The following is a 26201-nucleotide window of genomic DNA, read 5'->3' as shown; positions in this document are numbered from 1 at the left end:
TTCGCACGCACTGATCCAGCGCACTGATCTCAGGGGGCATCCCATGGCCGAGCAGACCACGTCCTCCATCGTGATCGACGCCGCCCCGGCCGACGTGATGGCGGTCATCGCGGACTTCGAGGCCTACCCGACCTGGGCCAAGGGGATGAAGACCGTCGAGGTCACCGTCCCGGGCGCCGACGGTCGGGCCGAGCAGGTCTTCTTCGCGCTCGACGTGTCGCCCATCAAGGACGAGTACACCCTGGCCTACACCTGGGACGGCGACCGCGAGGTCACCTGGACCCTGGTCGAGGGCAAGATGCTGCGCGCCCTCGACGGGGCGTACGTCCTGCGCGACCTCGGCGACGGCAGCACCGAGGTGACCTACCGCCTCGCCCTCGACGTGTCGATCCCGCTGATCGGCATGCTGAAGCGCAAGGGCGAGAAGATCCTCATCGACACCGCGCTGAAGGGTCTCAAGAAGCGCGTCGAGCAGCAGTAGCGCCGGTTGCGCATCCTCCTGTTCACCGGCAAGGGCGGGGTCGGCAAGTCGACCGTCGCCGCCGGGACCGCAGCGCTGGCCGCCGCAGGCGGGCAGCGCACGCTGGTGCTCTCCACCGACGCGGCCCACTCGCTCGCCGACGCGTACGGCGTCGCCGTCGGCGCCGAGCCGACCGAGGTCGCCGACGGGCTCCACGTCCAGCAGGTCGACGCCCAGCTGCGGTTCCAGCAGTCGTGGGCGGAGATCCAGGGCTACCTGCTCTCCGTGCTCGACGTCGCCGGGCTCGATCCCGTGGCGGCCGAGGAGCTCACCGTCATCCCGGGCGCGGAGGAGGTCCTGGCCCTGCTCGAGCTGCGCCTGCACGCCCGTTCGGGGGACTGGGACGTGATCGTGGTCGACTGCGCCCCCACCGCCGAGACGCTGCGGCTGCTCGCGCTGCCCGAGGCGCTCGGCTGGTACATGCAGCGGGTCTTCCCCGCCGAGCGCCGGATCGTCAAGGCCCTGCGCCCGGTGCTCAACCGGGCCGCCGGCGTCCCCATGCCGGGTGACTCCGTCTTCGACGCCGTGGAGCGGCTGCACGCCGAGCTCGACGAGGTGCGCGAGCTGCTGACCGGACCCGGCGCGAGCGTGCGCCTGGTGCTCACCCCCGAGTCGATCGTGCTGGCCGAGGCCCGCCGCTCGTACACGACGCTGTCGCTGTACGGCTACCGCGTCGACGGGGTCGTCGCCAACCGGGTCTTCCCGGCGGATGGCGCCGACGACTGGCGGGCCGGCTGGGTGCTGGCCCAGGACGACGTCCTCGAGCAGGTCGAGCAGTCCTTCCACGGGCTGCCGATCTGGCGCTCGGTCTACCGGCCCCGCGAGCCGGTCGGGGTCGAGGCCCTGGCCGGCCTCGCCCGCGAGGTGTACGGCGACTCCGACCCGCTGGCCCCACCCGAGGGGGACGGGCCGTTCCGGGTCCGTCGTACCTCCACGGGGGCGGTGCTGCACCTCGCGCTGCCCCACGTGACCCGCGCCGACGTCGACCTCGCCCGCAACGGTGACGACCTGGTCGTGACGGTGGGGTCGTATCGTCGCGTCCTCACCCTGCCGTCCGGCCTCGCCCGGCTCCGGGTCGCCGGAGCCCGGGTCGAGACGGGGGAGCTGCTGGTGAGGTTCCGCGAGGAGACCCCGGAGAAGGAGCGCGCGTGAGCAAGGACGACCAGGACGGTCGGGACGACCGGGTGGGCAGCATCGGCGAGGAGGCGGCCCGGCTGTTCGGCGCGTTCGCCGACCTGGCCCGCGACGTCGACGAGCACGTCGCGACGGGCGGCGCCGAGTGCCGCTACTGCCCGGTCTGCCGCGCCGTGCACCTGGTCCGGGAGACCAGCCCGGAGGTCCGCGCGCACCTGACGTCCGCGGTGTCGTCGCTCGTGCAGGCCGCGGCCGGCCTGCTGGCCACGCACGTCCCGGAGGAGCACCGCTCGGGGGCCACCGGCGTCGAGCGGATCGATCTGGACGAGGATGTCCCGGACGACGAAGGGGCGGAGGACCGATGACCCTGGCGTGTGGGGTGGACGTGGGCGGCACCAAGATCGCCGCCGGCGTGATCGACGAGGACGGCAGCATCGTCGAGGAGCTGCGGGTGGTCTCGCCGGCCACCAGCGCGGAGGCCATCGAGGACGCCATCGCGGGGCTGGTCACCGAGCTGAGCTCGCGCCACGACATCTCGGCGGTGGGCGTCGGAGCGGCGGGCTACATCGACAAGGCACGCGCGGTCGTGATGTTCGCCCCGAACATCGCCTGGCGCAACGTCGACCTGAAGACCGAGCTGGAGAAGCGCGTCGACCTGCCGGTCGTGATCGAGAACGACGCGAACTCCGCCGCCTGGGGCGAGTTCCGGTACGGCGCGGGCCACGACGTCGACGACCTGCTGCTGGTGACCGTCGGCACCGGCGTCGGGGGCGGGGTCGTCCTCGACGGCGAGCTCTACCGCGGCGCGTTCGGCGTCGGCGCGGAGATCGGCCACATGCGCGTCGTACCCGGCGGGATCCTGTGCGGCTGCGGCAACCACGGCTGCTTCGAGCAGTACGCCAGCGGCAACGCCCTGGTCCGCGAGGCCCGGGCCTCGGCCGGCGGCGGCTCGCTGCTCGCGCGGAACGTCCTGGACCTGGCCGGCGGCGACCCCGACAAGATCACCGGCCCGCTGATCACCGAGGCCGCCCGCGGCGGAGACCCGTTCGCCATCGAGCAGCTCACCGAGCTCGGCCGCTGGCTCGGTGAGGGCATCGCCTCGCTGACCGCGATCCTCGACCCCGCCGTCGTGGTGATCGGCGGTGGCGTCAGCGAGGCCGGCGAGCTGCTCCTCGGCCCCACCCGCCGAGCCTTCGCCGCCCAGCTGACCGGTCGGGGGCACCGCCCGTCGCTGGAGATCCGCAAGGCCCGGCTCGGCAACCGGGCGGGCCTCATCGGCGCCGCCGACCTCGCCCGCAGGTAGCCATGGCCCTCTTCATCGGCGTCGACGTCGGCGGCACCAAGGTGATGGCCTCGGCCGTCGACGCCCGCGGCCGGGTGCTGCGCACCGCGCACCGCTCGACGCCGGGCCGCCTCGTCGACCCGGTCGTGGTGGAGGACGCCCTGACCGAGGCCGTCCAGGAGGTCGCCGGGCGGCGGGCGATCGACGGCGTGGGCCTGGCCGCGGCCGGCTTCGTCGACGGCGCGGGCGAGCGGGTGATGTTCGCCCCGCACCTGCCCTGGCGCGGCGAGCAGGTGCGTGCCCGGCTGATGGAGCGCTGGGGGACCACCGTCGTCCTCGACAACGACGCCAACTGCGCGGCCCGGGCCGAGGTCGCCTTCGGCGCGGCCCGCGGCGCCACCGACGCGATCGTGGTGACCCTCGGCACCGGCATCGGGGGCGCGGTCGTGCTCAACGGCCGCGTGCACCGCGGCAGCAACGGGATGGCGGGGGAGTTCGGCCACATGCAGGTGGTCCCCGACGGCCAGGCCTGCGAGTGCGGCGGCACCGGCTGCTGGGAGCAGTACTGCAGCGGCAACGCGCTCGCCCGGCACGCTCGCGCGCAGCTGGGCCGGGTGCCCACCCTGCTCGACGACCTCTGCGACGGCGACCCGGCCCGGCTCGTCGGCCCGATGGTCACCCAGGGCGCCGACCAGGGCGACCGGGTCGCGCTCGAGGCGTTCGCTTCGGTCGGGGACTGGCTCGGTGTCGGCGTCGCCAACCTGGTCGCCGCCTTCGACCCCGACGTGGTCGTCATCGCCGGAGGCGTCTCCGCCGCCGGCGAGCACCTGCTGGCCCCGGCCCGCGCCGCGCTGGCCCGCTCGCTCGTCGGAACCGGCCACCGGGTCGTCCCGCCGCTGCTGCGGGCCACCCTGGGTCCCGAGGCGGGGGTCGTCGGTGCTGCCGACAAGGCCCGCTCGGCGGTCCGCAGCGGCGGACGGCGCGCCCGCGCGCTCCGTCGTACGACGCGCGTCGGCGGACGGGCCGCGCGGCGGCTGGGCGCGGACGACTGAGGCGCGTCCTCGCTACACCTTGGCGCCGTCGTCCCAGGGGTCCCGCGGGCCGCGGGGCATCCGCCACACCAGGTAGACGAACCCGCCGACGAACGCGGCGACCAGGCCGTAGGCCAGCAGCCGGGGCAGGCCGATCCCGGCGATCAGGCAGACCAGCAGCACGGCCGGGGCGCCGAAGACGCCGAGCCAGGCGATCAGCCGGTCGCGGCTCGGGCGGGGCAGCGGGGGCGGCGGCGGGGGGACGAAGCGGTCGTCGGGGAAGACCGGGTCGGTGTCCCAGTCGTCGTCGACGGCCGGGTCCGCCAGGTCGGCCAGGTCGGCCAGGTCCTGCGCCGGGTCGGGGACCGGCGCGGGGGCGGTCTCGGGGTCGAGCTCCGGACGCGTCCCGTAGTTGTCGACGATGGCGCGCCAGGCGGCGTCCTCGTCGTCGTCGCGTTGCACCACTCGAGGGTAGGCGGTCGGACCTGGACCTACCAACGACTCGTTACGCCGTGGTCACCCGGGCCACGAACGAGGCGGTGCCGGCGAAGATGGTCGGCGCGTCGTTGTCGAGGGTCGCGACGTGATAGCTGTCCTCGAGGCGTACGACGGAGACGTCGCGTGAGGAGACCGACCCCGTGATCAGCGGCTCGGACAGCTCGTCGACGACGTGGTCGACGGTGGAGCGGAAGTACAGCAGCGGGGCGGTCACCTTCGACAGCTCGCGGGTGAGCGCCGGCCAGGCGCCGAACATCGTGGCGGCGGCCCGCAGCGGGACGCGCGGGTAGCCGTGCTCGGTCACGCCCTCCTTCTTGATGTCGTCGACGATGCCGGGCATCGACGGGAGCACGTGCTTGAGCACGGGCAGCAGCTTGACGTCGACGCGCTTGGTCGCGACCGCCGGGTTGACGACGACCACCCCGGAGACGCGGTCGGGGTGCTCGGCGGCGAGCAGCAGGCTCAGGGCGCCGCCCATCGAGAGCCCGCCGACGACGACCGCGTCGTTGTCGAGGCAGAGCCGGTCGAAGACGCGCGTCAGCTCGCCGTACCAGTCGACCCACGTGGTGCGGTTCATCTCCTGCCAGGTGGTGCCGTGGCCGGGCAGGCGCGGGACCTCGACGGCGTACCCGAGCGCGGCGAGGTGCTCGCCCCAGGGCTTGACCGAGGCGGGCTGGCCGGTGAAGCCGTGGCTGAGCAGCACGCCGACGCGCCGGCCGCCGGTGAGCTCGGGACGGGCGGGGACCGAGAGCGGCGTCGCCTGCGGGTGCATCGTCATGGCGCTCACTGTAGGAGGGTCTACAGTTCCGGTGACGTGCTCGGCGGCGGGGAGGGTGTGCGGTGTTCTACTGGTTCCTGAAGTGGATCGCGCTGGGGCCGATGCTCCGGGTCGTGTTCCGTCCCCAGGTGAGGGGGGCCGACAACGTCCCCCTGGAGGGGCCGGCGATCCTCGCCAGCAACCACCTCTCGTACGCCGACTGGCTGTTCATGCCGCTGACCCTGTCGCGGCGCGTGACGTTCGTGGCGAAGGCCGAGTACTTCACCACCCCGGGCCTGAAGGGCTGGTTCCAGCGGCTCTTCTTCTCCGGCGCGGGTCAGGTGCCGATCGACCGCTCCGGCGCGTCGGCGGCCGAGGGCGCGCTGAGCGCCGCCAAGCGGATCCTCGGCGACGGGGACCTGTTCGGCATCTACCCCGAGGGCACCCGCTCCCACGACGGCAAGCTCTACCGCGGCAAGACGGGCGTCGCCCGGCTGGCCCTGGAGACCGGCGTACCGGTCATCCCGGTCGCGGTCGTCGGCACCGACGTGGTCGCGCCCCCGGGCAAGAAGTTCGGCCGACTGGTGCGCCCGGTCGTGCGCTTCGGCAAGCCGCTGGACTTCTCCCGCTACGAGGGCATGGAGAACGACCGCTACATCCTGCGCTCGGTCACCGACGAGATCATGTACGAGATCATGCGCCTCTCCGGCCAGGAGTACGTCGACCAGTACGCCGCCCGCGCCAAGGAGGAGTCGAAGCGGGCCGAGCAGGCCGGCCCCGACGAGCAGAAGAAGGCGTCCTGAGCCGAGAGATCGGCTGGCGCCGGCCGGAGACGACGGTCGAGGACCGGCTGTTCCGGGCGCTCGCGGTGCTGCGGGTGGTCCTGCTCGTCAACGCGGTCGGGCTCAACCTCTACCGCGCCGACAACTTCCAGCGCCCGGTCGCGGGCCTGGTGCTGGTCCTCGTGATGGTCGCCTGGACCGCCTTCACCGTGTGGGCGTACGCCGACCCGGCGCGTCGTACCGCCGTCGTGCTGGGCCTCGACCTGGCCGTGGCGCTCGCCCTCCTCCTGGCCACCCCGCTGGTCAAAGGCGCCGGGTTCAGCGCGACGGTGCCGGGCTTCTGGGTGATGGGCGCGCTGCTGGCCTGGGCCGTGCACTGGCGCTGGCGGGGCGGGCTGGCCGCCGCCCTGGTGCTGGCCGTCGCCGACCTCGCCATCCGCGAGGACATCAGCCAGACCAACTACGGCAACGCCTACCTGCTGGTGATCGGGGGCGTCGTCATCGGCGGGCTGGCCGAGTCGCTGCAGCGGATGGCCGAGCGCCGTGACGCTGCCGAGCGCGAGGCGGCCGCGGCGGCGGAGCGGGCACGGCTCGCGCGAGCCGTGCACGACGGCGTGCTGCAGGTGCTCGCGCTCGTGCAGCGCCGCGGGGCGGAGCTCGGCGGCGAGGCGGCCGAGCTGGGCCGGCTGGCCGGCGAGCAGGAGGCCGTGCTGCGCAGCCTCATCCACGCCCAGGACGCGCTGCCCGCGGCGGACGGCGCGGCGGGCACCGTCGACATCGCCGCGGAGATCGCCCGCTTCGAGCGGCCCGGCGTCGTGGTCGCCGGCCCCGGCGTACCCGTCGAGCTGCCCGCGTACGCCGGCCGCGAGCTCGTCGCCGCCGTGGCGGCCTGCCTCGACAACACCGACCGCCACGCGCCCGGAGCCTCGGCCTGGGTGCTCCTGGAGGCCCTGCCCGACCGGGTGGAGGTCTCGGTGCGCGACGACGGCCCGGGCATCCCCGACGGCCGGCTCGGCGAGGCCGCCGAGCAGGGCCGGCTGGGCGTGCGCGAGTCGATCCGCGGCCGGGTCGCCGACCTCGGCGGCACCGCCACCCTGACCACCGGTGCCGACGGCACCGAGTGGGAGATCGCCGTCCCCCGGGAGGCTCGATGACCATTCACAGCACCCACCCGTTCGCCGACCCCGAGCCCGATCCGGTACGCCGCCTGCGCGGCCGGCTCGGCGGCGCCGTCTCGTTGTGGACCGCGGGCGACCTCGAGGACCAGCACGGGCGCGCGGGGCTGACGGTGACGTCGCTGATGGTCGCGGCCGGTGAGCCGGCGCGGGTCCTGGCGCTGGTGGATCCCGACTCCGACCTGGCCGACGTGGTGGCCGAGACCGGACGGTGCGTCGTCCAGCTGCTCGCCTGGGAGGAGCGCGACCTGGCGGAGGCGTTCGCGGGCACCGCCCCGGCCCCGGGCGGCCCGTTCCGCCAGGCCGACTTCGAGCAGACGCCGTGGGGTCCGCGGCTCGCGGGCGCGAGCACCTGGGCCGGCGTACGTCTCGAGACGACGGCGTCCGTCGGCTGGTCGGCGCTGCTGACCTGCGTGGTCGAGGAGATCGTCGTCGGCGACGACCGCGACCCGCTGGCGCACCGCCGGGGGCGGTGGCTGCGGCCCGCGCCCGGCGACAGCAACTAGATTTCCGGCATGGACGAGCAGCCGATCCGCGTCATGGTCGTCGACGACCACCCCATGTGGCGCGACGCGGTGGAGCGCGACCTGCAGGCGGCGGGCTTCGACGTCGTCGCGGTCGCCGCCAACGGCTCGGAGGCGCTGGCCCGCTTCCCGGCGGCCCGGCCCCAGGTGCTGGTCCTCGACCTGCAGATTCCGGCGCCGAACGGGGTCGAGGTCACCGCCGAGGTGCTCCGCCAGGACCCGTCGGCGCGGGTGCTGATCCTCTCCGCCTCCGGCGAGCAGGCCGACGTCCTGGAGGCGGTCAAGGCGGGCGCCACCGGGTACCTGGTGAAGTCGGCGTCGCGCGAGGAGCTGCTCGACGCCGTACGCCGCGTCGCCGCCGGGGACACCGTCTTCACCCCCGGTCTGGCCGGCCTCGTGCTGGGGGAGTACCGCCGGCTCAGCGAGCCGGCCGCCGCCCCGGACGGCTTCCCCGAGCTGACCGAGCGGGAGACCGAGGTGCTGAAGATGGTGGCCAAGGGGTTGTCGTACCGCCAGATCGCCGAGCGGCTGGTGCTCTCGCACCGGACCGTCCAGAACCACGTGCAGAACACCCTGCGCAAGCTCCAGATGCACAACCGGGTGGAGCTGACCCGCTACGCGATCGCGCAGGGGCTCGACGATGCCGACGCGTAGGTACCTGCGCCGGCTGGAGATCGACGCCGGGGCGCCGCCGACCCTGGACACGCTGTTCCTGGTCCACGACCGGCACCTCGCGCACGTGCCCTACGAGAATCTCGGCATCATGCTCGGCCTGCCGCCGTCGGTGGACCCCGAGACCTGCCTGGATCGCATCGGCCGCGTCGGGCGCGCCGGCTACTGCCTGCACCAGAACGCCGCGCTGGAGCTCGTGCTGAGCGACCTCGGGTTCGCCGTACGCCGCCGGCACGCGCACGTGTGGCAGGACGAGGCGCACCGCAGCGGCCCGCTCAACCACCTCGCGCTCGAGGTGACGGGCCTGCCCACGGCCGAGAACCCCGCCGGTCGCTGGTGGGCCGACGTGGGCCTGGGCGAGGGCTTCCGGCTGCCGTTGCCGCTGGTCGACGGCGAGCACGTGCAGGACGGGTTCCGCTACCGCCTCAGCGACGTCGGGCCGGACGGATGGTCCTTCCGGCACGACCCGGCAGGCTCGTTCGCCGGCATCGAGGTGACCGGCGGCGACACCGGCCCCGGCGCGATGGTGGCCTCGCACGCCGAGCTGTCCGCGCCGGGCGAGGGCCGGTTCGCGCGGCTCGTGGTCGTCCAGCGCCGGGACGCCGGCGGGATCCGGGAGGTGCGCGGCTGCCTGCTGCGCCGGGTGACGCCCACGGGGGCGACCGAGACCGTGCTGGCGTCGTACGACGACTGGCGCGCGGCGCTGACCGGGGAGCTGCGGGTCCCGCTCGACGACCTCCCGGAGGATCCGTTGCGCGAGCTGTACGCCCGCAGCTGGGCCGCGCACCTGGAGTGGGCGGCCGGACGGTCGCGAGGTCGCGATGAGTGAGCTGCTCCAGATCGCCGACGAGCTCTACGGGCTCGACCTGGCCGAGTTCACCCCGGCGCGGGACGCCCGGGCGAAGGCGCTGAAGGGGACCGACCTCGGCAAGCAGGTCAAGGCCCTGCGCAAGCCGGCGACGGCCGCGTGGGTGGTCAACCTGCTGGTCCGGCACGAGACCGAGCAGGTCGACCAGGTGCTCGCCGTCGGCGCCGCGCTTCGCGAGGCGCAGGCGGCGATGTCGGGCGACGAGCTGCGGGCGCTGACCCGGCAGCGGCGCCAGCTGACCGCCGCCGTCACCACCCAGGCCCGCGGGGTCGCGAAGGAGCGCGGGCTGAAGGTCACCGCGGCCGTCGCCGACCAGGTCGAGGCGACGCTGACCGCGGCGATGGTCGACGAGGGGTGCGCGGCCGCCGTACGCAGCGGGCTGCTGGTGACGGCGCTGACCGCGACCGGCGTCGACGACGTGGACCTCGCCGCCGCCGTGGCCGCCCCCGAGGCGCTGGGCTTCCAGGCCACCGCCCGCGACGCCGAGCCCGCGGCCCGGCCCGAGCTGCACGTCGTCCCCGACCCCGACGCCGACGCCAAGGCGCTGGCCGCCGCCCGGGAGCTGCTCGAGGCGGCGCAGGAGGAGGTCGAGGCGGCCCAGGGCGGGCTCGACGAGGCCGCCGCCTCGGTGACCGAGTTGGAGGCGCGTGCGCTCCAGCTGCAGGGGGAGATGGAGGAGCTGCGCCGCCGGCTCGCCGAGCTGGAGTCGACCGCCGAGGAGGTCGACGACGAGCTGTCCGACGCCGAGGACGCCCGCACGGAGGCCGAGTCCGTCCTCGCCGAGGCGACCCGCGAGCGGGACGCCGCCCAGGCGGCGGTCGACCGGCTGGCGTAGGGCGGTCTCAGACCACCAGCGACACAGCCCGTCCCACGAGCCGCGGGTCGGCGGAACCGACGGGGCCGGGCGGGACGAGCTCCGGCAGCACGTCGTCCGGTACGCCGAGTTCCGCGGCCCGGTCGCTCGACCAGGCGGGGTCGGTGGTGACGTGGAGCAGCCCGCGCGTGGCTCGCGCGATGAGGTACGACGCGACCGGGCCCGCGGCGTACCGGCCCTCGAGCACCAGCGCCCAGGTGTGCGGCTCGTGGGCGGCGATCCAGGCCAACCCGGTCGCCGGGTCGGCCCGTTCGTCGGGCGCCAGGATCGGCGGCCGGGGCGAACCGAGGGTCTCGACGTCCCAGAGGACCAGCGAGGGCGGGCCGTCGACGACGACGTGGTCGGCGTCGGCGGGGATCGCGGCGAGGAAGGCCCGCCAGAGCTCGTCGGCGGTCACCGGTCGCGGACGATCGCGAGGACCTTCTCGTCGATCCAGGACAGGTCGGGCGCGACGCGCATCTCGTAGTTCTCGGTGCCGACCCAGGCCAGGAAGTCCCGGTGCCCCTGCGCCTCGGCGAAGGCGGCCAGCTCGGCGTCGAGCTCGGGCGTCACGGGCACCTTCTCCTCCTCGGTCGAGGCGGTGAGGTAGAGGTCGTTGAGGTCCAGCAGCCGGGCCAGCTCCGGCAGCGGCGACGCGTGGTCGTCGACCCGGAGGTCGACGGCGATGTCGTCGAGGCCGCCGTACCCCGCCTCGTCGCGGACGACGAGCAGCGCGGCGGACTGCCGGCCCCGTCGGTCGCCGCCCGCGTCGTCGCCGGCGGCGAGCGCGGCGAGGAGCCGGTGGGCGAGCGGCAGCTCGGGGGCGGTGGCCTCCCAGGCGTCGCGCATGGCCAGGACGACGTGCTCGCCGGCCAGGACGTTGCCCTGGATGGCGTAGCCGTCGCCGGTGAGACCGCCGGCCCAGTCCAGGCAGGCGTGGCCGGTGTGGGTCGCGGCGCCGCCGTCGACGTCGACGATGCCGACCTGGCGGTGGTCGCGCCCCTCGTCCTCCTCCAGCAGCCGCTGCAGGGCGACCGACGCCGTCGCGCCGTCGTCGAGGTGGGAGAGGGCCAGACCCTTGTAGGCCACGTTGGCGTCGGCCTGGGTGGCGATCGCGCCGACCTGGGCGACGGCGGCGGGCACGCTGGCGCCCACCGCCAGGAACCGGGAGGCGACCGCGACGCCCCAGGACTCTCCGTCGGCGGACCGGGCCACGATCGAGAACGTCATGGCCGCAGCGTAGTCACGCGGACCAGTCAGCCGCGTGAGGTCGTAGCCCGCGCGACCGCGCTCCCACTAGGGTCGCCTGTGAACGATCCAACGAACCATCCACCTGGTCATGCAGAGGTCAGTAGGAGGAGTGTCGATGCGCGTCGGAGTGCTCACCGGAGGCGGGGACTGTCCCGGCCTGAACGCCGTCATCCGGGCGGTCGTCCGCAAGGGGGTCCGCGATCACGGGTTCGAGTTCGTGGGCTTCCGCGACGGCTGGAAGGGGCCGCTGGAGGGCCTGACCATGGAGCTCGGCATCGAGCAGTGCCGCGGCATCCTGCCGCGCGGCGGCACGATCCTCGGCTCCTCGCGCACCAACCCGTTCAAGATCGACGGCGGCGTCGAGCGGATCAAGGACAACCTGGCCGCGCACGGCGTCGACGCGCTGGTGGCCATCGGCGGCGAGGACACCCTGGGCGTCGCGACCAAGCTGGCCGACCTCGGCGTCCAGGTCGTCGGCGTACCGAAGACCATCGACAACGACCTGTCCGGCACCGACTTCACCTTCGGCTTCGACACCGCGGTCAACGTCGCGACCGAGGCCATCGACCGGCTGCACACCACGGCCGAGTCGCACCACCGGGTGCTCGTGGTCGAGGTCATGGGCCGGCACGCCGGCTGGATCGCGCTGCACGCCGGCATCGCCGGTGGCGCCAGCGCGGTGCTGATCCCGGAGCAGCCGTTCGACATCGAGGCGATCTGCGCCCACGTCGAGACCCGCTTCCAGACCCAGTACGCCCCGATCATCGTGGTCTCCGAGGGCGCGGTCCCCGTCGAGGGCGGCGACATGACGCTGCAGTCCGGCGAGGTCGACGCCTTCGGCCACGTCCGGCTCGGCGGCATCGGCGACCGGCTGGCCAGCGAGATCGAGCAGCGCACGGGCAAGGAGGCGCGCGCCGTCGTACTCGGGCACATCCAGCGGGGCGGCACCCCCACCGCCTTCGACCGCTGGCTCGCCACCCGCTTCGGCCTGCAGGCCATTGACGCGGTCGCCGACGGCGACTTCGGCACGATGATGGCCCTGCAGGGCACCAAGATCGTCCGGCTCCCACTGATCGAGGGCACCGGCGAGCTGAAGCTCGTCAGCCCCGAGGAGTACGCCGAGGCCCAGGTCTTCTTCGGCTGACCATCGCCGAGTCGGCAGAACTTGTCGACGGTCTGTCGGCAAGTTCTGCCGACTCGACGCGCAACTTCTGCCGACTCGGCTCAGTGGCCGGCGGAGACGTCGAGGTCGCGGGGAGCGAGCCACCAGACGAGGGCGGCGGCGGCGAGCATCACGATGCCGCCGGCGAGGCCGGTCCAGGTCAGCGAGTGCGTGAACGCCTCGGTCGCCTGCGTCGCCAGGCTCGCGCCGCCGGGACCGAGCAGGTCGGAGACCTCGAGCGCCCCGCCGAGTGAGTCGCGTACGACGTCCCCGGTGGCCGCGTCGAGGCCGGCGGCCGTGAGGTCGGAGACCGGCAGGTCGGCGCGGTAGACCGCGCCGGCCAGGCTGCCGAGCACGGCGACCCCCAGCACGCCGCCGATCTCGTAGCTCGACTCCTCGATCGCGGCGGCGCTGCCGGCCTTGTCGGCCGGGGCGCCGGACATGATCGCCGCGGAGGCCAGGGCGAGCGAGCCGCTGCCCGCGCCGACCAGGACGAGGGAGACGGCGACGCCGGCGTACGTCAGCGGCGTGGGGAGCAGGAAGACCAGCAGGAAGCCGATGCCGCCCACGAGCAGACCGCCCGCGAGCACGGGCCGGGCGCCGATCCGGTCGGCCAGCGCGGGGGCGAGCAGCGAGCAGAGCACGCCCGCCACGGCCATCGGGAGCAGGGCGAAGCCGGACTCGAGCGGGGACCAGCCGCGCACCAGCTGCAGCCACTGGCTGAGCAGCAGCAGCGCGGCGATCGAGGCGATGCTGCTGCACAGCGCCGTGATGACGCCCGCGCTGAAGGCGCGCTCGCGGAACAGCCGGATCTCCAGGACGGGGTTCGGCTGGGCCAGGCAGCGGCGTACGAAGAGGACCAGGCCGACCACGGCGACCACGGCCGCGACCACGCCCTTGCCGGTCAGGCCGTGCTCGCCGGTGTGCTTGACGGCGTAGACGAGCGCGACCATGCCCACCACCGACAGCACGGTGGCGATCGGGTCGAGGGTGCCGGGCCGCTCGGACCGGCTCTCGGGGAGCAGCAGCAGGGCGGCGACGATCGCCACGGCCATCACCGGCACGTTGACCAGGAACGCCGAGTGCCAGCGGAACGCCTCCAGCAGCGCGCCGCCGATGATGGGGCCGAGCGCGGTGCCGACCGCGGCGGTGGCGCCCCAGCAGCCCAGCGCGGTCGCCCGCTCCCGCGGGTCGGTGAACATGGTCCGCACCATCGAGAGCGTCGACGGCATGATCATCGCGCCGCCCACCCCCAGCAGGGCGCGTACGGCGATGACGCCGGCCGGGCTGTCGACGACCAGCACGGCCAGCGACGCGAGGCCGAAGGTCGCGAAGCCCGCGACGAGCATCCGGCGCCGGCCCCAGCGGTCGCCGATCGCGCTGGCGGTCACGAGCAGTCCGGCGAGGACGAGCGCGTAGATGTCGACCATCCAGAGCAGCTCGACGGCGCCGGGGCGAAGGTCGGCGGAGATGGCCGGCAGGGCCAGGCTCAGGATCGTCATGTCCATGACGACGACCAGCAGGCTGGTGCACAGTACGGCGAGCCCGGCCCACCGCAGGCGTGCCTCGGTCATCACGGCGCTCATGCGGAGGCCCCCGCCAGGAAGGTGCGGACGGCGAGGTCGCCGGCGGCCCGGGACCCGATGTCGCCTGCGCGCAGCGCCTCGCGGACGGCGACCATCACGCCGTACACGACATGGCTCAGCCACGCCGGAGGTACGTCGGGGCGCAGCACGCCGGCGCGCTGCGCGGCGGCGAGGAGGTCGATCTCCACCGCGACCAGGGCCCGGGTGCGCTCGACGAGGTCGGGGAAGGCCTCCAGCGAGTGCTCGGTCAGCGCGAAGGCGAAGTCCTCGGCGTCGCGCGCGAGTGCGCGCATCATCGTGTCCACGCAGGCGGTGATCCGCTCGGCGTCGCCGGAGGCGGTCGCGGCGGCCAGGCCGGCGCTGGCCTGGGTCTCCTCCCAGCGGTCCAGGCAGCGCACGCCGATGGCGTGCACCAGGTCGGCGCGACCGGCGAACTGGCGGTTGAGGGTCGCCCGGCTCACCCCGATCGCCTCGGCCACGGCCGCCATCGGGGCGGCCGGATCCGCGTTGAGGTGGCGCAGGGCGCCGTCGAGCAGCTCGTCGCGGCTGGGCATCTGTTCTCCTGAGACTGAGACGTCTCGAATGAGACGAAGTTGTCTCAAACTAGCCGAACTCGAGGTCCGTCACCAAAGCGCGGTGGTCCGAGACCGGCAGGGCGCGCGCCTCGGCCGCCCGCGCCCGCAGGTCGCCGTCGACGAGCACGTGGTCCAGCTGCTGGGTCGGCCCCTGCACGGGGAAGGTCGGGGCGTCCACCAGGGAGCGGAGCCCGGTCGTGCGGCGGACCCGGTCGGGCTCCATGTTCAGGTCGCCCACGAGCACCAGCGGCCGCGGCGTACCCGTCAGGGCACCGGTCAGCGCGCGCAGCTGCCGGGTGTTCCACCAGGGCACGAAGGAGAGGTGGGTGTTGGCCACGGTGATCGGGCCGGCCGGTCCGTCGATGACCGCGGCGAGTCCGACCCGGGGCTCGTCGCGCACCAGGACCGGCCGCCAGGATCCCCGGAACCGCATCGGCACGGCGGAGCGCAGCGTGGGCAGCCGCACGACCTCCCACGCCGTGACCGGGAGCCGGCTCAGCAGGGCGATTCCGTACGCCGCCGAGTCCGGCTGCTCCTCGCCCGTGGCGGCGACCCAGGTGGCGCCCGGGCTCCCGTTGAGCGCGGCCACGAAGCGGTGCTCGGTCGCCCCCATCGCCTCGGCGGCTGTCGCCGTCAGGTCGGCGTGCTGGGAGCGGGGCTGGTTGCGGTCGACCTCCTGGAGGGCCAGGACGTCGGCGTCGAGGGAGGAGATCGCGGCCGCGAAGACGTCCAGGTCGACCTGGCTGTCGTCGGGAGCCCGGCCGTTGAGGATGTTGAAGGTCACGAGGCGCATCGCCGGGCCGGTACCCGCTCGGCGTCGGCATGCCCGCCCCGGCCGTCGGGTACTCCGCGCGGCGTGGGCGACGACGGCGACGACGTACGACGGGGACTGCGCGAGGCGCTGAAGCTGGTCGCGGTCGCGCTCAAGGAGGGCGAGGTGCCCTTCGCGCTCGCCGGTGGGTACGCCGTGTGGGCGCGGGGCGGCCCGGAGCCCGACCACGACGTCGACTTCGTGGTGGCCGAGGAGGACGCCGACGCGGCGGCGGACCTGCTCGCCGGGCGAGGACTCGAGGTCGTGCGGCCGCCGGAGGACTGGCTGTTCAAGGTGTACGTCGACGAGGCGATGGTCGACGTCCTGTTCCGCACGAACGGGGAGTCGATGACCCGGCAGGTGCTGGCAGAGGTCGACCGGATCGAGGTCGAGTCGGTCCAGATGCCGGTGCTCGCGGCCACGGTGTTGATGGGGCACAAGCTGAACGCCCTGGAGGAGCACGCCTGTGACTTCGGCCGGCTGCTGCCCGTCGCCCGGGCGGTGCGCGAGCAGGTCGACTGGGGCGAGGTGCGCAGCGAGACGGCGGACAACGACTTCGCCGTGGCCTTCCTGGTGCTGCTCGAGCGCCTCGGCGTCGTCGAACCGGTCTGATCCACCCGGGCGGGAGGGTTTCGCCCCAAGGGGTGAGGGCAACTGGCCACCCATGAGCGCGACGAGCAGCGACCAGGTCGACGTCAACGGTCCCGAACCCGACCTGAAGCGGGTGATGGGGCCGAAGCTCCTGCTGCTGTTCATCGTGGGCGACATCCTCGGCGCGGGCGTGTACGCCGTCACCGGGCGACTGGCCGGCCAGGTCGGCGGCATCGCCTGGCTGCCGTTCCTGGTGGCGTTCGCGGTCGCCACGCTGACGGCGTACTCCTATCTGGAGCTGGTCACGAAGTACCCCCAGGCGGCGGGCGCGGCGCTCTACACGCACAAGGCCTTCGGCATCCACTTCGTCACGTTCCTGGTGGCCTTCACCGTGGTGTGCTCCGGCATCACCAGCGCCTCGACGTCCTCGGGACTGCTCGCCGAGAACCTGCTCATCGGCCTGGACGAGCTGCTGCCGGGGATCCCCACGAGCGACACCGCCAGCCTGGTCACGGCGCTGCTGTTCATGATGCTGCTCGCCGGGATCAACCTGCGCGGCGTGGGGGAGAGCGTGAAGTTCAACGTCGTGCTGACCCTGGTCGAGATGACCGCGCTCGCGATCGTCATCGGGATCGGCTTCTACGCCGTCACGGGCGGCGACGGCGACCTGGGCCGGGTGACGGTCTTCGAGAGCCCCGACGACAAGGGCCTGTTCATGGCGGTCACGATCGCCACGGCGATCGCGTTCTTCTCGATGGTGGGCTTCGAGGACTCGGTCAACATGGTCGAGGAGACCAAGGACCCGCTGCGCATCTTCCCGCGGATGATGCTCACCGGCCTCGGGATCGCGGTGATCATCTACATGCTCGTGGCGGTCACCGTCGTGGCGGTCATCCCGCCCGGCGACATCGCCAACCCGCAGAACCCCGAGGCCGGCGTACTCCTCGACGTGGTCCGGGTCGGCGCTCCCGACCTGCCCATCGACAAGATCTTCCCGTTCCTCACGGTCTTCGCGGTCGCCAACACGGCGCTGATCAACATGCTGATGGCCAGCCGGCTGATCTACGGCATGGCCCGCCAGGACGTGCTGCCGCGGACCCTGGGCCGGGTGCTGCCCGTCCGGCGCTCGCCCTGGATGGCGATCCTGTTCACCACCGTCCTGGCGCTGGCCCTGATCGTCGTGGTCCGCACCCAGTCCGACAGCACCGTCGTGGCCGCGCTGTCCGGTACGACGTCGCTCCTGCTGCTCGCGGTCTTCACGATCGTCAACGTCTGCTGCCTGGTGCTGCGCCGCGAGCCGACGCCCGAGCGCGCCTTCCGTGCGCCCACCGTCGTGCCGATCATCGGCGCCGTCGCCTGCGCCTACCTGCTGGGTCCCTGGGCGCGGCTGGAGGCGGACATGGTCCAGTACAAGATCGCCGCCGGCCTGCTCGGTCTCGGCATCGTGCTGTGGGCCTTCACCTGGCTGACCAACCGGGGCGTCCGGGCCAAGAAGACCGGCTTCCGCGACATCGAGCACCTCGAGGACTGAGCACCGTCCGGGGATCGGTCTCACCGCTCCTCGGCGAATCGGGGGCCGGCGGTGACCCGCCGTACTCTGGAGGGGTGAGCACCATCCCCTCCCTGTCCGACCTGCACGCCCTCGGCCCGGCCCAGCAGCCGACGTACCCCGACCGGGGTGCGGTCGACGCTGCCGTCGACCGCCTGCGCACGATGCCGCCGCTGGTCTTCGCGGGTGAGTGCGACGACCTGAAGGCCAAGATCGGCGCGGTCGCGCGCGGCGAGGCGTTCCTGCTCCAGGGCGGCGACTGCGCCGAGACGTTCGCCGGCGTGACCGCCGACAACGTCCGCAACAAGCTGCGGGTGCTGCTGCAGATGGCCGTCGTACTGACCTACGCCGCGTCGGTGCCGGTGGTGAAGGTGGGGCGGCTCGCGGGCCAGTACGCCAAGCCCCGCTCCAGCGACAACGAGACCCGCAATGGCATCACGCTGCCGGCGTACCGCGGCGACGCGGTCAACGGCTACGAGTTCACCGAGGCCGCGCGGGTCCCCGACCCGCAGCGTCTCGTCGACGTCTACAACGCCTCGGCCGCCACGCTCAACCTGGTGCGCGCCTTCGTCACCGGCGGGTACGCCGACCTGCGCCAGGTGCACGCCTGGAACACCGACTTCGTCAAGGAGTCCCCGGTCGGCCAGCAGTACGAGCAGATGGCCAACGAGATCGAGCGCGCGCTGACCTTCATGAAGGCGATCGGTGCCGACCCCGACGAGTTCCACCGGGTCGACTTCCACTCCAGCCACGAGGCGCTGGTGCTGGAGTACGAGCACGCGATGACCCGCATCGACTCCCGCACGCAGCTGCCGTACGACGTCTCCGGGCACTTCGTCTGGATCGGGGAGCGCACCCGCCAGCTCGACAACGCCCACGTCGAGCTGCTCAGCCACATCCAGAACCCGATCGGCGTGAAGCTCGGCCCGACGACGTCCCCCGACGACGCGCTCGCGCTGGCCGCGAAGCTGAACCCGACCAACGAGGCCGGTCGGCTGACCTTCATCACCCGCTTCGGCGCGGGCAAGATCCGCGACGGCCTGCCGTCCCTGATCGAGAAGGTCACCGCCGAGGGCCTCCAGGTCGCGTGGATCTGCGACCCGATGCACGGCAACACCTTCGAGGCGAGCTCGGGCTACAAGACCCGCCGCTTCGGCGACGTCATCGACGAGGTGCAGGGCTTCTTCGACGTGCACCGCTCGCTCGGCACCTGGCCCGGCGGCCTGCACGTCGAGCTCACCGGCGACGACGTCACCGAGTGCGTCGGCGGCGGTGAGGAGCTCACCGACATGGACCTCTCCGCACGCTACGAGTCGGTCTGCGACCCCCGGCTGAACCGGGTGCAGAGCCTCGAGCTCGCCTTCCTCGTCGCGGACATGCTGCGCCAGAGCAAGCCCTGAGCCCGCCGCTGGTCGAGGTGCGAAGGACCGAGTCCTGAACCCACCGCTGGTTGAGGTGCGAAGGACCGAGTCCTGAACCCACCGCTGGTTGAGGTGTGAAGGACGGAGTCCTGAGCCTCGAAACCCGTCTTGTCGGGAGTCGGCGTCGGTGGAGGCCGTCGCTCGGCTCACCGGGTTTCGAGGCTCCTCGCTGGCGCTCGTCGCACCTCAACCAGCGTCGGGTCCCCACCGGTGGTTGAGGTGCGAAGGACGAAGTCCCGAAACCACCGCTGGTTGAGGTGTGAAGGACGGAGTCCTGAGCCTCGAAACCCGTCTTGTCGGGAGTCGGCGTCGGTCGAGGCGGTCGCTCGGCGTACGGGGTTTCGAGGCTCCTCGCTGGCGCTCGTCGCACCTCAACCGGCGTCGGGTGCCCACCGCTGGTTGAGGTGTGAAGGACGAAGTCCTGAGCCTCGAAACCGGTCTTGTCGACGGTCGGCCTCGATCACCAGGCCTCGACGAGCGTCGATGAGCCGCCATCGGTGAGGATGGGCGGGTGATCGATCTGCGCTCCGACACCCTCACGAAGCCGACCGAGGCGATGCGCGCTGCGATGGCGCGGGCGGAGGTCGGCGACGACGTGTACGGCGAGGATCCCACCGTCCGTGCGCTCGAGGAGCGGGTGGCCGGGCTGTTCGGTCACGAGGCGGCGCTGTTCACGCCGACCGGGTCGATGGCCAACGTGCTGGCGGTCCGCTCGGTGGTGCAGCCGGGCCAAGAGGTGCTCTGCGAGTCCCGCGCCCACATCGCGCGGGCCGAGCTGGGGGCGCACGCGGCGTACTCCGGCATCACCATGCGCACCTGGATCCACCCGCGCGGCCAGGTCGACCTGCCCGTGCTGCGGGACCTCTTCGCCCCGGACCTGGGGCCGTTCTTCGTGCCCACCGCGGCGATCTCCGTCGAGAACACCCACAACTTCGCCGGGGGAGCGGTGCTGCCGCTGACCGATCTCCTCGACCTGCGCGAGTTCGCCACGGCCGCGGGGACCAAGGTGCACGTGGACGGCGCCCGGATCTGGAACGCCCACGTCGCCACCGGCACCCCGCTCGCGGAGTACGGCGCGGTCGCGGACGTGCTGGCCGTCTGCCTGTCGAAGGGCCTCGGGGCGCCGGTCGGCTCGTTGATGGTCGGCTCCGCCGACGCGGTGGCCGAGGCCCGGGTGTGGCGCAAGCGGATGGGCGGCGGGATGCGGCAGGTCGGCATCCTGGCCGCGGCCGGCCTGCACGCGCTCGACCACCACGTCGAGCGCCTGGCCGAGGACCACGACCACGCGCGGCTGCTCGCCGAGGCGAGCGGCGGCGACCCTGCGGAGGTCGACACCAACATCGTCGTGGTCGAGCGGCCCGACGCGGCGTCGTACGTCCAGCGGGCCGGCGAGGCGGGCGTCCTGGTCTCCGCGGTCGGTCCCCGCACGGTCCGGATGGTGACCCATCTCGACGTCTCCCGGGCCTACGCCGAGCGCGCGGCCGGGATCCTCGCGGGACTCTGACGAACTTTTCTCCACGCGATGTCGATCGGGGCGTTCCCCGTTCGACTGACGGGTGAGAGGGTCCCACTCGGGACCCCGAACCCGAGGAGATCATCATGAAGTACATGCTCATCATGCGCGCCACCTCCGCCGAGGCGTACGCCGCCTTCGCGGACGTCGACATGGACCAGATGCTGGAGACGATGGGCCGCTTCAACGACGAGCTGATCAACGCCGGCGTGCTGGTCGCCGCGGAGGGCCTCGACGACGCGAGCGGTGGGGTCGTCGTCGACTACTCCTCGCAGCCCCCGGTCGTCACCGACGGGCCGTACGGCGAGACCAAGGAGCTGTTCGGCGGCTTCTACATCCTCGACGTCGCCTCGCAGGAGGAGGCGGTCGAGTGGGCCAAGCGGATGCCCGCAGCCGGGGCCGGCTTCCAGACCGAGATCCGCCGGGTGCCCAGCATCGACGAGTTCCCGCAGGACAACCCGTGGATCCAGAAGGAGCGGGCCTGGCGCGAGTCGACCGGCCAGCTCTGAGGCGCCGGCGGGGCTCCGCGCGGTGAGCGCGACGGGCACCGGGCGGGAGGCGGTGGCGGCGGTGTGGCGGATCGAGTCCGCCCACATCGTCGGCACCCTGGCCCGCTACACCGGCGACTTCACGCTCGCGGAGGACCTCGCCCAGGAGGCGTTCGCCGAGGCGCTGGTCAGCTGGCCGCGCGACGGCGTACCCGCCAACCCGGCGGGCTGGCTGCTCACCGTCGGCCGGCGCCGCGCGATCGACGGCTTCCGCCGGCGCGCGGCCCGCGACGAGCGGTACGCCGCGCTCGAGCGGGAGCGGTCCGAGGAGGAGACCGACCCCGACCTGTTGTGGGACCCGGACCGGATCGAGGACGACGCCCTCGCGCTGATGTTCGTCTCCTGCCACCCGGCGCTGTCCCCGGAGTCGCAGGTCGCGCTCACCCTCCGGGTCCTGGGTGGTCTGACCAGCGACGAGATCGCTCGCGCGTTCCTGGTGCCGACCGCGACCGTCCAAGCCCGCATCACCCGGGCCAAGAAGACCCTCGCGGCTGCGCGGGTGCCGTTCGAGGTGCCGCCGGGACCCGAGCGGCGCGAGCGGCTCGGGTCGGTGCTCAGCGTCCTCTACGTGATCTTCACCGAGGGCTCGACGGCCACGTCCGGGAGGGACCTGATCCGCGTCGACCTCGCGGGGGAGGCGGTCCGGCTGGCCCGGGTGCTGGCCCGGCTGGTGCCCGACGAGCCGGAGGCCCACGGCCTGCTCGCGCTGCTGGAGCTGACCGCCGCCCGCTTCCCCGCCCGGCTCGACCCTGCCGGCGACCCGGTGCTGCTGGAGGACCAGGACCGAGGCCGGTGGGACCGCGCCGCGATCCGGCGGGGCCGGGCGGCGCTGGACCAGGCGGGCCGGGTCGGCCGCGGCCTCGGGGCGTACGGCGTCCAGGCCGCGATCGCCGCCTGCCACGCGGACGCCCCCTCGGTGGCGGCCACCGACTGGGAGCGGGTGGTGCTGCTCTACGAGGTGCTCGGCCGGCTGGCGCCGTCGCCGGTGGTCGAGCTCAACCGGGCGGTCGCCCTGGCGATGGCCGCGGGACCGGCCGCCGCGCTGGACGCGGTCGACGAGCTGGTCGCGTCCGGCAGCCTCGCCGGCTCCCACCTGCTGCCGAGCGTCCGCGGCGAGCTGCTGGCCAGGCTCGGCCGCACGGACGACGCCCGTGCCGAGCTGGAGGCGGCCGTCGCCCTCTGTGCCAACGAGCGTGAGCGGGGCCTGCTGCGGCGCAAGATCGAGCGGCTCGGCTGACTTCCGGTCGCGGCTCAGCAGGACCGCGTCGCTGCCGATGGGTCGCCCGTGCCTGCTCCCGCCCCGACCGCGCTGCCCACCCGGACCCGCGGCATCGCCGCCGGGCGGCCGACCGCGCTGGTGATCGAGGACGCCGAGGAGTTCGCCCGGCTCTCGTCGCGGATCCTGGCGGGCTGCGGGTTCGAGGTGCACGTCGCCCGGTCCGGCGAACGGGGGCTCGACGTGGCCCGGGTGCACGACTTCGACCTGCTCCTCATCGACGTCGCGCTGCCCGGCATGGACGGCTTCGAGGTGTGCCGGCGGCTACGCACCTTCACCGACGCCCACGTGGTGATCGTGACCGCCCACGACTCCGAGGTGGAGAAGGTGATCGGCTTCCGGCTCGGCGCCGACGACTACGTGACCAAGCCGTACTCGCCGGTCGAGCTGGCCGCGCGCATCCGCGCCGTACGCCGCCGCCCCCGTGCGCCGAGGACCGATCCGGTCCGCCGGGCCGGGGAGATCGTGGTCGACGTCGCCGGTCGTGAGGCGAGCGTGGCGGGCGCGCCGCTGACCCTCACCCGGACCGAGTTCGACCTGCTGTCCGCCCTGTCGGCCGCCCCCGGACGGGTCCGGAGCCGTCAGGAGCTCCAGGAGGACGTCTGGGGCGACGGGTACGGCGACCTCCGGGTCGTCGACGTCCACATCGGAAACCTGCGTCGCAAGCTCCGCACGGCGCTCGGCGCACCGGACCCGATCGTCACCGTGCGGGGCACGGGCTACCGGCTGGAGACGGCGCCCTGAGCGTCGATCCGGGCCGTCACGGCAACCTTGATCAAATCCACATCATCTCTAAGGGCTCGCTTGCGCAGCGCGTGGAAGGGTTTCCGTCGTGCTAGCCCGACGCCTCGACGCCTCCTGCGCCCGGTGCGCAGCGCCGGCGCCGTCGGGTCCGGCGGGGTCGTCGTGCTGAGCGGGGCCCCGCGCCGCTGGCGGTGGCTGGCGGTGGGTCTCGCCGTGCTGGGGATCGTGCTGATCGCGGTGAGCGTCAAGCTGGGCTACGACCTGCTGACCCACGCCCAGGAGCACGAGCGCCAGTTCGGCGACGACGCGGCCACCATCGACGGTGAGCTGGTCGAGGACCTGCGGCGGCTGCTGGTGCTGCTGACCGCGATCCTGCTCGCGGGAATCGCGCTGGGCGTCGCCGGCGCCTGGGTGCTGGTCCGCATCGACCGGCACCGCGAGCAGGCGCTCGCCGAGCTCCGCGAGGTCAACGACGACCTGTCGTTCTACTCGCGGGTCCTGCGCGCCACCGACAGCGCCCTGGCCGCGACCGACGAGCGGGGCAAGATCCTCTGGGTCAACGAGGCCTTCGAGCGGGCGACCGGCTGGACCCTGGACGTCATGCGCGGCCAGCACGCGATGGACGTCCTGCGGGGTCCGGGCACGGACCCGGAGGCCCTGCAGCTGCTCGACGAGGCGATGGACCGCGGCGAGCGCCGGCAGGTCGAGCTCGTCCTGCACGGTGCCGACGGCCGGGAGGCCTGGCTCAGCCTGGACGCCTCGCCGCTGCTCGACCCCGAGGGCGTCATCGAGGGCTACTTCGCGGTGATGACCGACATCACCGAGCGGCACGAGCTGGAGCAGCTGCACGCCACGGCGCGGCGGGCGGCCGAGCTCGCGGCGCAGGAGAAGGCGACGTTCCTGGCCACCATGAGCCACGAGATCCGGACCCCGCTCAACGCGGTCCTGGGGCTCACCGACCTGCTGCTGATGACCGAGCTCGACGAGGAGCAGCGCGACTTCGTCCAGACCGCCCAGCGCAGCGGCAGCCACCTGCTCGCCCTGATCAACGACGTCCTGGACTACTCGAGCCTGGAGTCGGGCCGGATGGCGTACGCCGACGAGCCGTTCTCGATGCGCGAGCTGCTCGACGAGACGGTCGGGATGTTCGCTGCCTCCGCGGACCAGCAGAACATCGCCCTGTCGCTGCGCTGCGCCCCCGACCTCCCGCCGACCCTGCGCGGCGACACCACCCGCCTGCGCCAGGTCCTCGTCAACGTCATCGGGAACGCGGTGAAGTTCACCCCGGAGGGCGCGGTCGTGGTGCGCTGCGAGGCGCGCGACCTCCCCGACGGCCGCGTCGAGGTCGTCACCTCCGTCCAGGACACCGGCATCGGCATCCCGCCCGAGCGGGTGCCGGAGCTGTTCCGCTCGTTCGTGCGCGTCGACGCCTCGTCCACCCGTGAGCACGGGGGCACCGGTCTCGGCCTCGCCATCTCCCGGGGCCTGGTGGAGGCGATGGGCGGCGAGATCGAGCTGTCGTCCGCGGTCGGCAGCGGCACCCGGGTCGACATCCGGATGACGCACGACATCTGCCCGGTGTCGCCGGAGCCGGTGGCCGACCAGCGACCCGAGCCCGCGGCCGGCCTCGCCGTGCTCGTCGTCGAGGACGACCCGGTCAACCGGAAGGTCGTCACCCGGATGCTGGACCGGCTGGGCATCGCCGCGCCGACCGTGGTCGTGAACGGCCAGCAGGCCGTCGACGCCGTACGGCGCGGCTTCTTCGACGTGGTCCTCATGGACGTCCAGATGCCGGTGATGGACGGCCTGCGCGCCGCGAGCCTGATCCGGGAGCAGGCCGGCGAGGACCGGCCGTGGCTGGTGGCCCTGACCGCGAACGCGCTCGGTGGCGACCGCGAGCGGTTCCTGGCCGCGGGGATGGACGACTACCTCAGCAAGCCCGTCGTGCTGGACGCCCTGGCCGCCGCGCTGGCGCGGGTGCCCCAGCGCGAGCGGCGATCCTAGGAGAGCTCAGCCCGCGGGGGTGCCGACGATCGAGATCTCGCCGATGGCGGTGTTGTCGCGGGCGGCCCGGCCCCGGCCCGGCTCGCTGACCTCGACCAGGCGCAGCACGACGGTCGACGTCTCGACCGGGTCGATCGGAAGGGTCTGCATCTCCCGCGTCTCCGCGAGGTCCTGCGGCACCACCGTGCCGTCGTCGAGCTGCCACTCGACGCGCAGCACGCGGCGGTTGCCGGCGTACCAGTCCAGCGGCCGGCCGCGGGCGTCCTGGGCGGTCTTCGCATAGCCGTTGACCAGGCCGAGCTCCGTGAGCGTCGTCGGCTCGGCCAGGGTCAGGACGATCTCCCGGCCGGTGCCGTCGCCCGTCATCCGCCAGCAGGTGCTCGCGTCGCCGTCGAGCAGCTTCGCGGCGCCGTACCGGATCCGGGTCCCGTCGACGTCCGTGCCCGGCGGGGCGGTCGCGGGGACCTGGGCCGAGGCCGCGCCCGCCACCTCGACCGGCTCGCCCGTGGGGGGCGTCGCCTCGGTGTCGGGAGCCTCGGGCGACTCCTCCGCGGGGGCCTCGGCATCGTCGTCGGGCGGGGTCGAGCTCGCCGCCGCGGCCGGGTCGTCGGCCGTGTCGTCGGCCGTGTCGTCGCCGTTGCCGACCAGCAGGAGGGTCGCTCCCACCAGGGCCACGACGACCAGGACGGCGGCGAGCGTGCCCCAGACGAGCCAGTTCGTGCGGCCCCGGTGCGCCGGCTCCTCGGGAGCGGGCGCAGGAGTGGGCGCAGGAGTGGGCGTGGGCGGGCTCGGCGGGGGAGCGTCGCCGCTGACCTCGTCGGCGAACAGCGGGAACCGGGCCGTCGTCGGAGCGGGCGGCAGCGGCGGAGGCGGGGGGACCGGACTCGCGGAGGGGCGTACGGCGGGCCGCTCGGCCGTGTCGGTCGGCCCGGGGCGGGTCGCCCCCGGGCCGTCCGACTCGAGTGCCGAGCCGCAGTTGGTGCAGAACCGGCCCACCTCGATCTGGTGGCCGCACCTCGTGCAGGTCGTCATCTCGCTCCTTCGCCGGCCGGCCGTGCAGGTCTCGCGAGCGAA

28 protein-coding genes are annotated in these 26201 nt (G+C 73.6%); 20 read left to right on the top strand and 8 right to left on the bottom strand.

The window, feature by feature from the left end; genetic code table 11:
- The first annotated feature begins 43 nt into the window (after nt 1–43).
- Genes VMF51_RS09155 through VMF51_RS09135 form a run of 5 tightly spaced genes read left to right on the top strand, consistent with a single transcriptional unit; the run spans nt 44 to nt 3988 of the window.
- Nucleotides 44–481 (top strand): SRPBCC family protein, encoded by a 438-nt coding sequence (locus VMF51_RS09155; RefSeq protein WP_325474110.1) that lies wholly within the window; start codon nt 44–46, stop codon nt 479–481.
- A 6-nt stretch (nt 482–487) separates the two neighbouring features.
- A complete protein-coding gene (locus tag VMF51_RS09150) occupies nt 488–1672 on the top strand; it encodes an ArsA family ATPase (RefSeq protein ID WP_325474109.1) in 1185 nt (394 codons plus the stop codon).
- Nucleotides 1669–2019: a hypothetical protein gene (locus tag VMF51_RS09145; RefSeq protein ID WP_325474108.1), complete on the top strand. Its 351-nt coding sequence runs from the start codon at nt 1669–1671 to the stop codon at nt 2017–2019. Before VMF51_RS09150 ends, VMF51_RS09145 begins: the two co-directional genes overlap by 4 nt.
- A complete protein-coding gene (locus VMF51_RS09140; protein ID WP_325474107.1) occupies nt 2016–2957 on the top strand; it encodes an ROK family glucokinase in 942 nt (313 codons plus the stop codon). The genes VMF51_RS09145 and VMF51_RS09140 overlap by 4 nt, the downstream gene beginning before the upstream one ends.
- Nucleotides 2958–2959: 2 nt before the next feature.
- The gene (locus tag VMF51_RS09135) at nt 2960–3988 is read left to right on the top strand and encodes an ROK family protein (RefSeq protein ID WP_325474106.1); all 1029 of its coding nucleotides are present in this window, start codon (nt 2960–2962) and stop codon (nt 3986–3988) included.
- A 12-nt stretch (nt 3989–4000) separates the two neighbouring features.
- On the opposite strand, the gene VMF51_RS09130 is transcribed toward VMF51_RS09135, so the two are convergent.
- Both VMF51_RS09130 and VMF51_RS09125 read right to left on the bottom strand, forming a co-directional pair.
- The gene (locus VMF51_RS09130; RefSeq protein WP_325474105.1) at nt 4001–4429 is read right to left on the bottom strand and encodes a hypothetical protein; all 429 of its coding nucleotides are present in this window, start codon (nt 4427–4429) and stop codon (nt 4001–4003) included.
- Between the two features lie 43 nt (nt 4430–4472).
- Nucleotides 4473–5243, bottom strand: a complete 771-nt coding sequence (locus VMF51_RS09125) for an alpha/beta hydrolase (protein WP_325474104.1) — start codon at nt 5241–5243, stop codon at nt 4473–4475.
- Between the two features lie 62 nt (nt 5244–5305).
- Here VMF51_RS09125 and VMF51_RS09120 point away from each other — a divergent pair, with 62 nt between their 5' ends.
- The 6 genes from VMF51_RS09120 (at nt 5306) to VMF51_RS09095 (ending at nt 10078) form a co-directional block, all read left to right on the top strand.
- Complete coding sequence (locus VMF51_RS09120) at nt 5306–6025, top strand: lysophospholipid acyltransferase family protein (protein ID WP_325474103.1); 720 nt, start codon at nt 5306–5308, stop codon at nt 6023–6025.
- 65 nt (nt 6026–6090) lie between these two features.
- A complete protein-coding gene (macS, locus tag VMF51_RS09115; RefSeq protein ID WP_414689451.1) occupies nt 6091–7158 on the top strand; it encodes a MacS family sensor histidine kinase in 1068 nt (355 codons plus the stop codon).
- On the top strand, nt 7155–7685 hold the full coding sequence (locus VMF51_RS09110; protein ID WP_325474102.1) for a flavin reductase family protein: 531 nt from the start codon (nt 7155–7157) through the stop codon (nt 7683–7685). The genes macS and VMF51_RS09110 overlap by 4 nt, the downstream gene beginning before the upstream one ends.
- Nucleotides 7686–7694: 9 nt before the next feature.
- The gene (locus VMF51_RS09105; RefSeq protein WP_325474101.1) at nt 7695–8357 is read left to right on the top strand and encodes a response regulator transcription factor; all 663 of its coding nucleotides are present in this window, start codon (nt 7695–7697) and stop codon (nt 8355–8357) included.
- Nucleotides 8344–9204, top strand: coding sequence for an arylamine N-acetyltransferase family protein (locus tag VMF51_RS09100; protein ID WP_325474100.1), 861 nt, complete (start codon nt 8344–8346; stop codon nt 9202–9204). The genes VMF51_RS09105 and VMF51_RS09100 overlap by 14 nt, the downstream gene beginning before the upstream one ends.
- Nucleotides 9197–10078: a hypothetical protein gene (locus VMF51_RS09095; protein ID WP_325474099.1), complete on the top strand. Its 882-nt coding sequence runs from the start codon at nt 9197–9199 to the stop codon at nt 10076–10078. The genes VMF51_RS09100 and VMF51_RS09095 overlap by 8 nt, the downstream gene beginning before the upstream one ends.
- Before the next feature lie 7 nt (nt 10079–10085).
- Here VMF51_RS09095 and VMF51_RS09090 read toward each other — a convergent pair whose 3' ends face one another.
- Nucleotides 10086–10514: a hypothetical protein gene (locus VMF51_RS09090; protein WP_325474098.1), complete on the bottom strand. Its 429-nt coding sequence runs from the start codon at nt 10512–10514 to the stop codon at nt 10086–10088.
- Complete coding sequence (locus VMF51_RS09085) at nt 10511–11326, bottom strand: DUF1028 domain-containing protein (protein ID WP_325474097.1); 816 nt, start codon at nt 11324–11326, stop codon at nt 10511–10513. The genes VMF51_RS09090 and VMF51_RS09085 overlap by 4 nt, the downstream gene beginning before the upstream one ends.
- A 136-nt stretch (nt 11327–11462) precedes the next feature.
- Between VMF51_RS09085 and VMF51_RS09080 the strand changes: the two genes are divergently transcribed.
- Entirely contained in the window at nt 11463–12491 is a 1029-nt protein-coding gene (locus VMF51_RS09080) for a 6-phosphofructokinase (RefSeq protein WP_325474096.1), read from the top strand.
- 80 nt (nt 12492–12571) lie between these two features.
- Here VMF51_RS09080 and VMF51_RS09075 read toward each other — a convergent pair whose 3' ends face one another.
- Genes VMF51_RS09075 through VMF51_RS09065 form a run of 3 tightly spaced genes read right to left on the bottom strand, consistent with a single transcriptional unit; the run spans nt 12572 to nt 15463 of the window.
- Nucleotides 12572–14083 carry an MFS transporter gene (locus VMF51_RS09075; RefSeq protein ID WP_325474095.1) on the bottom strand — a complete coding sequence of 504 codons (1512 nt, stop codon included), beginning with the start codon at nt 14081–14083 and terminating at the stop codon, nt 12572–12574.
- Nucleotides 14084–14091: 8 nt separating this feature from the next.
- Entirely contained in the window at nt 14092–14649 is a 558-nt protein-coding gene (locus tag VMF51_RS09070; protein ID WP_325474094.1) for a TetR/AcrR family transcriptional regulator, read from the bottom strand.
- A gap of 49 nt (nt 14650–14698) precedes the next feature.
- The gene (locus VMF51_RS09065) at nt 14699–15463 is read right to left on the bottom strand and encodes an endonuclease/exonuclease/phosphatase family protein (protein ID WP_325474093.1); all 765 of its coding nucleotides are present in this window, start codon (nt 15461–15463) and stop codon (nt 14699–14701) included.
- Between the two features lie 63 nt (nt 15464–15526).
- On the opposite strand from VMF51_RS09065, the gene VMF51_RS09060 reads away from it, so the two are divergent.
- From VMF51_RS09060 to VMF51_RS09025, 8 genes are all read left to right on the top strand, one after another.
- On the top strand, nt 15527–16093 hold the full coding sequence (locus VMF51_RS09060) for a hypothetical protein (protein WP_325474092.1): 567 nt from the start codon (nt 15527–15529) through the stop codon (nt 16091–16093).
- A 52-nt stretch (nt 16094–16145) separates the two neighbouring features.
- Nucleotides 16146–17603, top strand: coding sequence for an APC family permease (locus VMF51_RS09055; protein WP_325474091.1), 1458 nt, complete (start codon nt 16146–16148; stop codon nt 17601–17603).
- 74 nt (nt 17604–17677) lie between these two features.
- A complete protein-coding gene (locus tag VMF51_RS09050; protein WP_325474090.1) occupies nt 17678–19021 on the top strand; it encodes a class II 3-deoxy-7-phosphoheptulonate synthase in 1344 nt (447 codons plus the stop codon).
- Nucleotides 19022–19553: 532 nt separating this feature from the next.
- The gene (locus VMF51_RS09045) at nt 19554–20546 is read left to right on the top strand and encodes a GntG family PLP-dependent aldolase (protein ID WP_325474089.1); all 993 of its coding nucleotides are present in this window, start codon (nt 19554–19556) and stop codon (nt 20544–20546) included.
- Nucleotides 20547–20641: 95 nt separating this feature from the next.
- A complete protein-coding gene (locus VMF51_RS09040) occupies nt 20642–21064 on the top strand; it encodes a YciI family protein (RefSeq protein ID WP_325474088.1) in 423 nt (140 codons plus the stop codon).
- Between the two features lie 22 nt (nt 21065–21086).
- On the top strand, nt 21087–22340 hold the full coding sequence (locus tag VMF51_RS09035; RefSeq protein ID WP_325474087.1) for an RNA polymerase sigma factor: 1254 nt from the start codon (nt 21087–21089) through the stop codon (nt 22338–22340).
- A 48-nt stretch (nt 22341–22388) separates the two neighbouring features.
- Complete coding sequence (locus VMF51_RS09030) at nt 22389–23123, top strand: response regulator transcription factor (protein WP_325474086.1); 735 nt, start codon at nt 22389–22391, stop codon at nt 23121–23123.
- A 123-nt stretch (nt 23124–23246) separates the two neighbouring features.
- Nucleotides 23247–25127, top strand: a complete 1881-nt coding sequence (locus VMF51_RS09025) for a PAS domain-containing hybrid sensor histidine kinase/response regulator (protein ID WP_325474085.1) — start codon at nt 23247–23249, stop codon at nt 25125–25127.
- A gap of 6 nt (nt 25128–25133) precedes the next feature.
- Here VMF51_RS09025 and VMF51_RS09020 read toward each other — a convergent pair whose 3' ends face one another.
- Nucleotides 25134–26159, bottom strand: coding sequence for a zinc ribbon domain-containing protein (locus VMF51_RS09020; RefSeq protein ID WP_325474084.1), 1026 nt, complete (start codon nt 26157–26159; stop codon nt 25134–25136).
- Nucleotides 26160–26201 lie beyond the last annotated feature (42 nt).

Origin of the sequence: Nocardioides sp. (assembly GCF_035503875.1) — a bacterium.
Taxonomy (GTDB): Bacteria; Actinomycetota; Actinomycetes; order Propionibacteriales; family Nocardioidaceae; genus Nocardioides.
This window is presented reverse-complemented; position numbering and strand designations above follow the sequence as displayed.

Coding starts and splice junctions, on each gene's coding strand:
- VMF51_RS09155 (WP_325474110.1), top strand. CDS start 44: ATGGCCGAGCAGACCACGTCCTCCATCGTGATCGACGCCGCCCCGGCC.
- VMF51_RS09140 (WP_325474107.1), top strand. CDS start 2,016: ATGACCCTGGCGTGTGGGGTGGACGTGGGCGGCACCAAGATCGCCGCC.
- VMF51_RS09135 (WP_325474106.1), top strand. CDS start 2,960: ATGGCCCTCTTCATCGGCGTCGACGTCGGCGGCACCAAGGTGATGGCC.
- VMF51_RS09125 (WP_325474104.1), bottom strand. CDS start 5,243: ATGACGATGCACCCGCAGGCGACGCCGCTCTCGGTCCCCGCCCGTCCC.
- VMF51_RS09110 (WP_325474102.1), top strand. CDS start 7,155: ATGACCATTCACAGCACCCACCCGTTCGCCGACCCCGAGCCCGATCCG.
- VMF51_RS09105 (WP_325474101.1), top strand. CDS start 7,695: ATGGACGAGCAGCCGATCCGCGTCATGGTCGTCGACGACCACCCCATG.
- VMF51_RS09100 (WP_325474100.1), top strand. CDS start 8,344: ATGCCGACGCGTAGGTACCTGCGCCGGCTGGAGATCGACGCCGGGGCG.
- VMF51_RS09095 (WP_325474099.1), top strand. CDS start 9,197: ATGAGTGAGCTGCTCCAGATCGCCGACGAGCTCTACGGGCTCGACCTG.
- VMF51_RS09085 (WP_325474097.1), bottom strand. CDS start 11,326: ATGACGTTCTCGATCGTGGCCCGGTCCGCCGACGGAGAGTCCTGGGGC.
- VMF51_RS09080 (WP_325474096.1), top strand. CDS start 11,463: ATGCGCGTCGGAGTGCTCACCGGAGGCGGGGACTGTCCCGGCCTGAAC.
- VMF51_RS09075 (WP_325474095.1), bottom strand. CDS start 14,083: ATGACCGAGGCACGCCTGCGGTGGGCCGGGCTCGCCGTACTGTGCACC.
- VMF51_RS09070 (WP_325474094.1), bottom strand. CDS start 14,649: ATGCCCAGCCGCGACGAGCTGCTCGACGGCGCCCTGCGCCACCTCAAC.
- VMF51_RS09065 (WP_325474093.1), bottom strand. CDS start 15,463: ATGCGCCTCGTGACCTTCAACATCCTCAACGGCCGGGCTCCCGACGAC.
- VMF51_RS09055 (WP_325474091.1), top strand. CDS start 16,146: ATGAGCGCGACGAGCAGCGACCAGGTCGACGTCAACGGTCCCGAACCC.
- VMF51_RS09040 (WP_325474088.1), top strand. CDS start 20,642: ATGAAGTACATGCTCATCATGCGCGCCACCTCCGCCGAGGCGTACGCC.
- VMF51_RS09020 (WP_325474084.1), bottom strand. CDS start 26,159: ATGACGACCTGCACGAGGTGCGGCCACCAGATCGAGGTGGGCCGGTTC.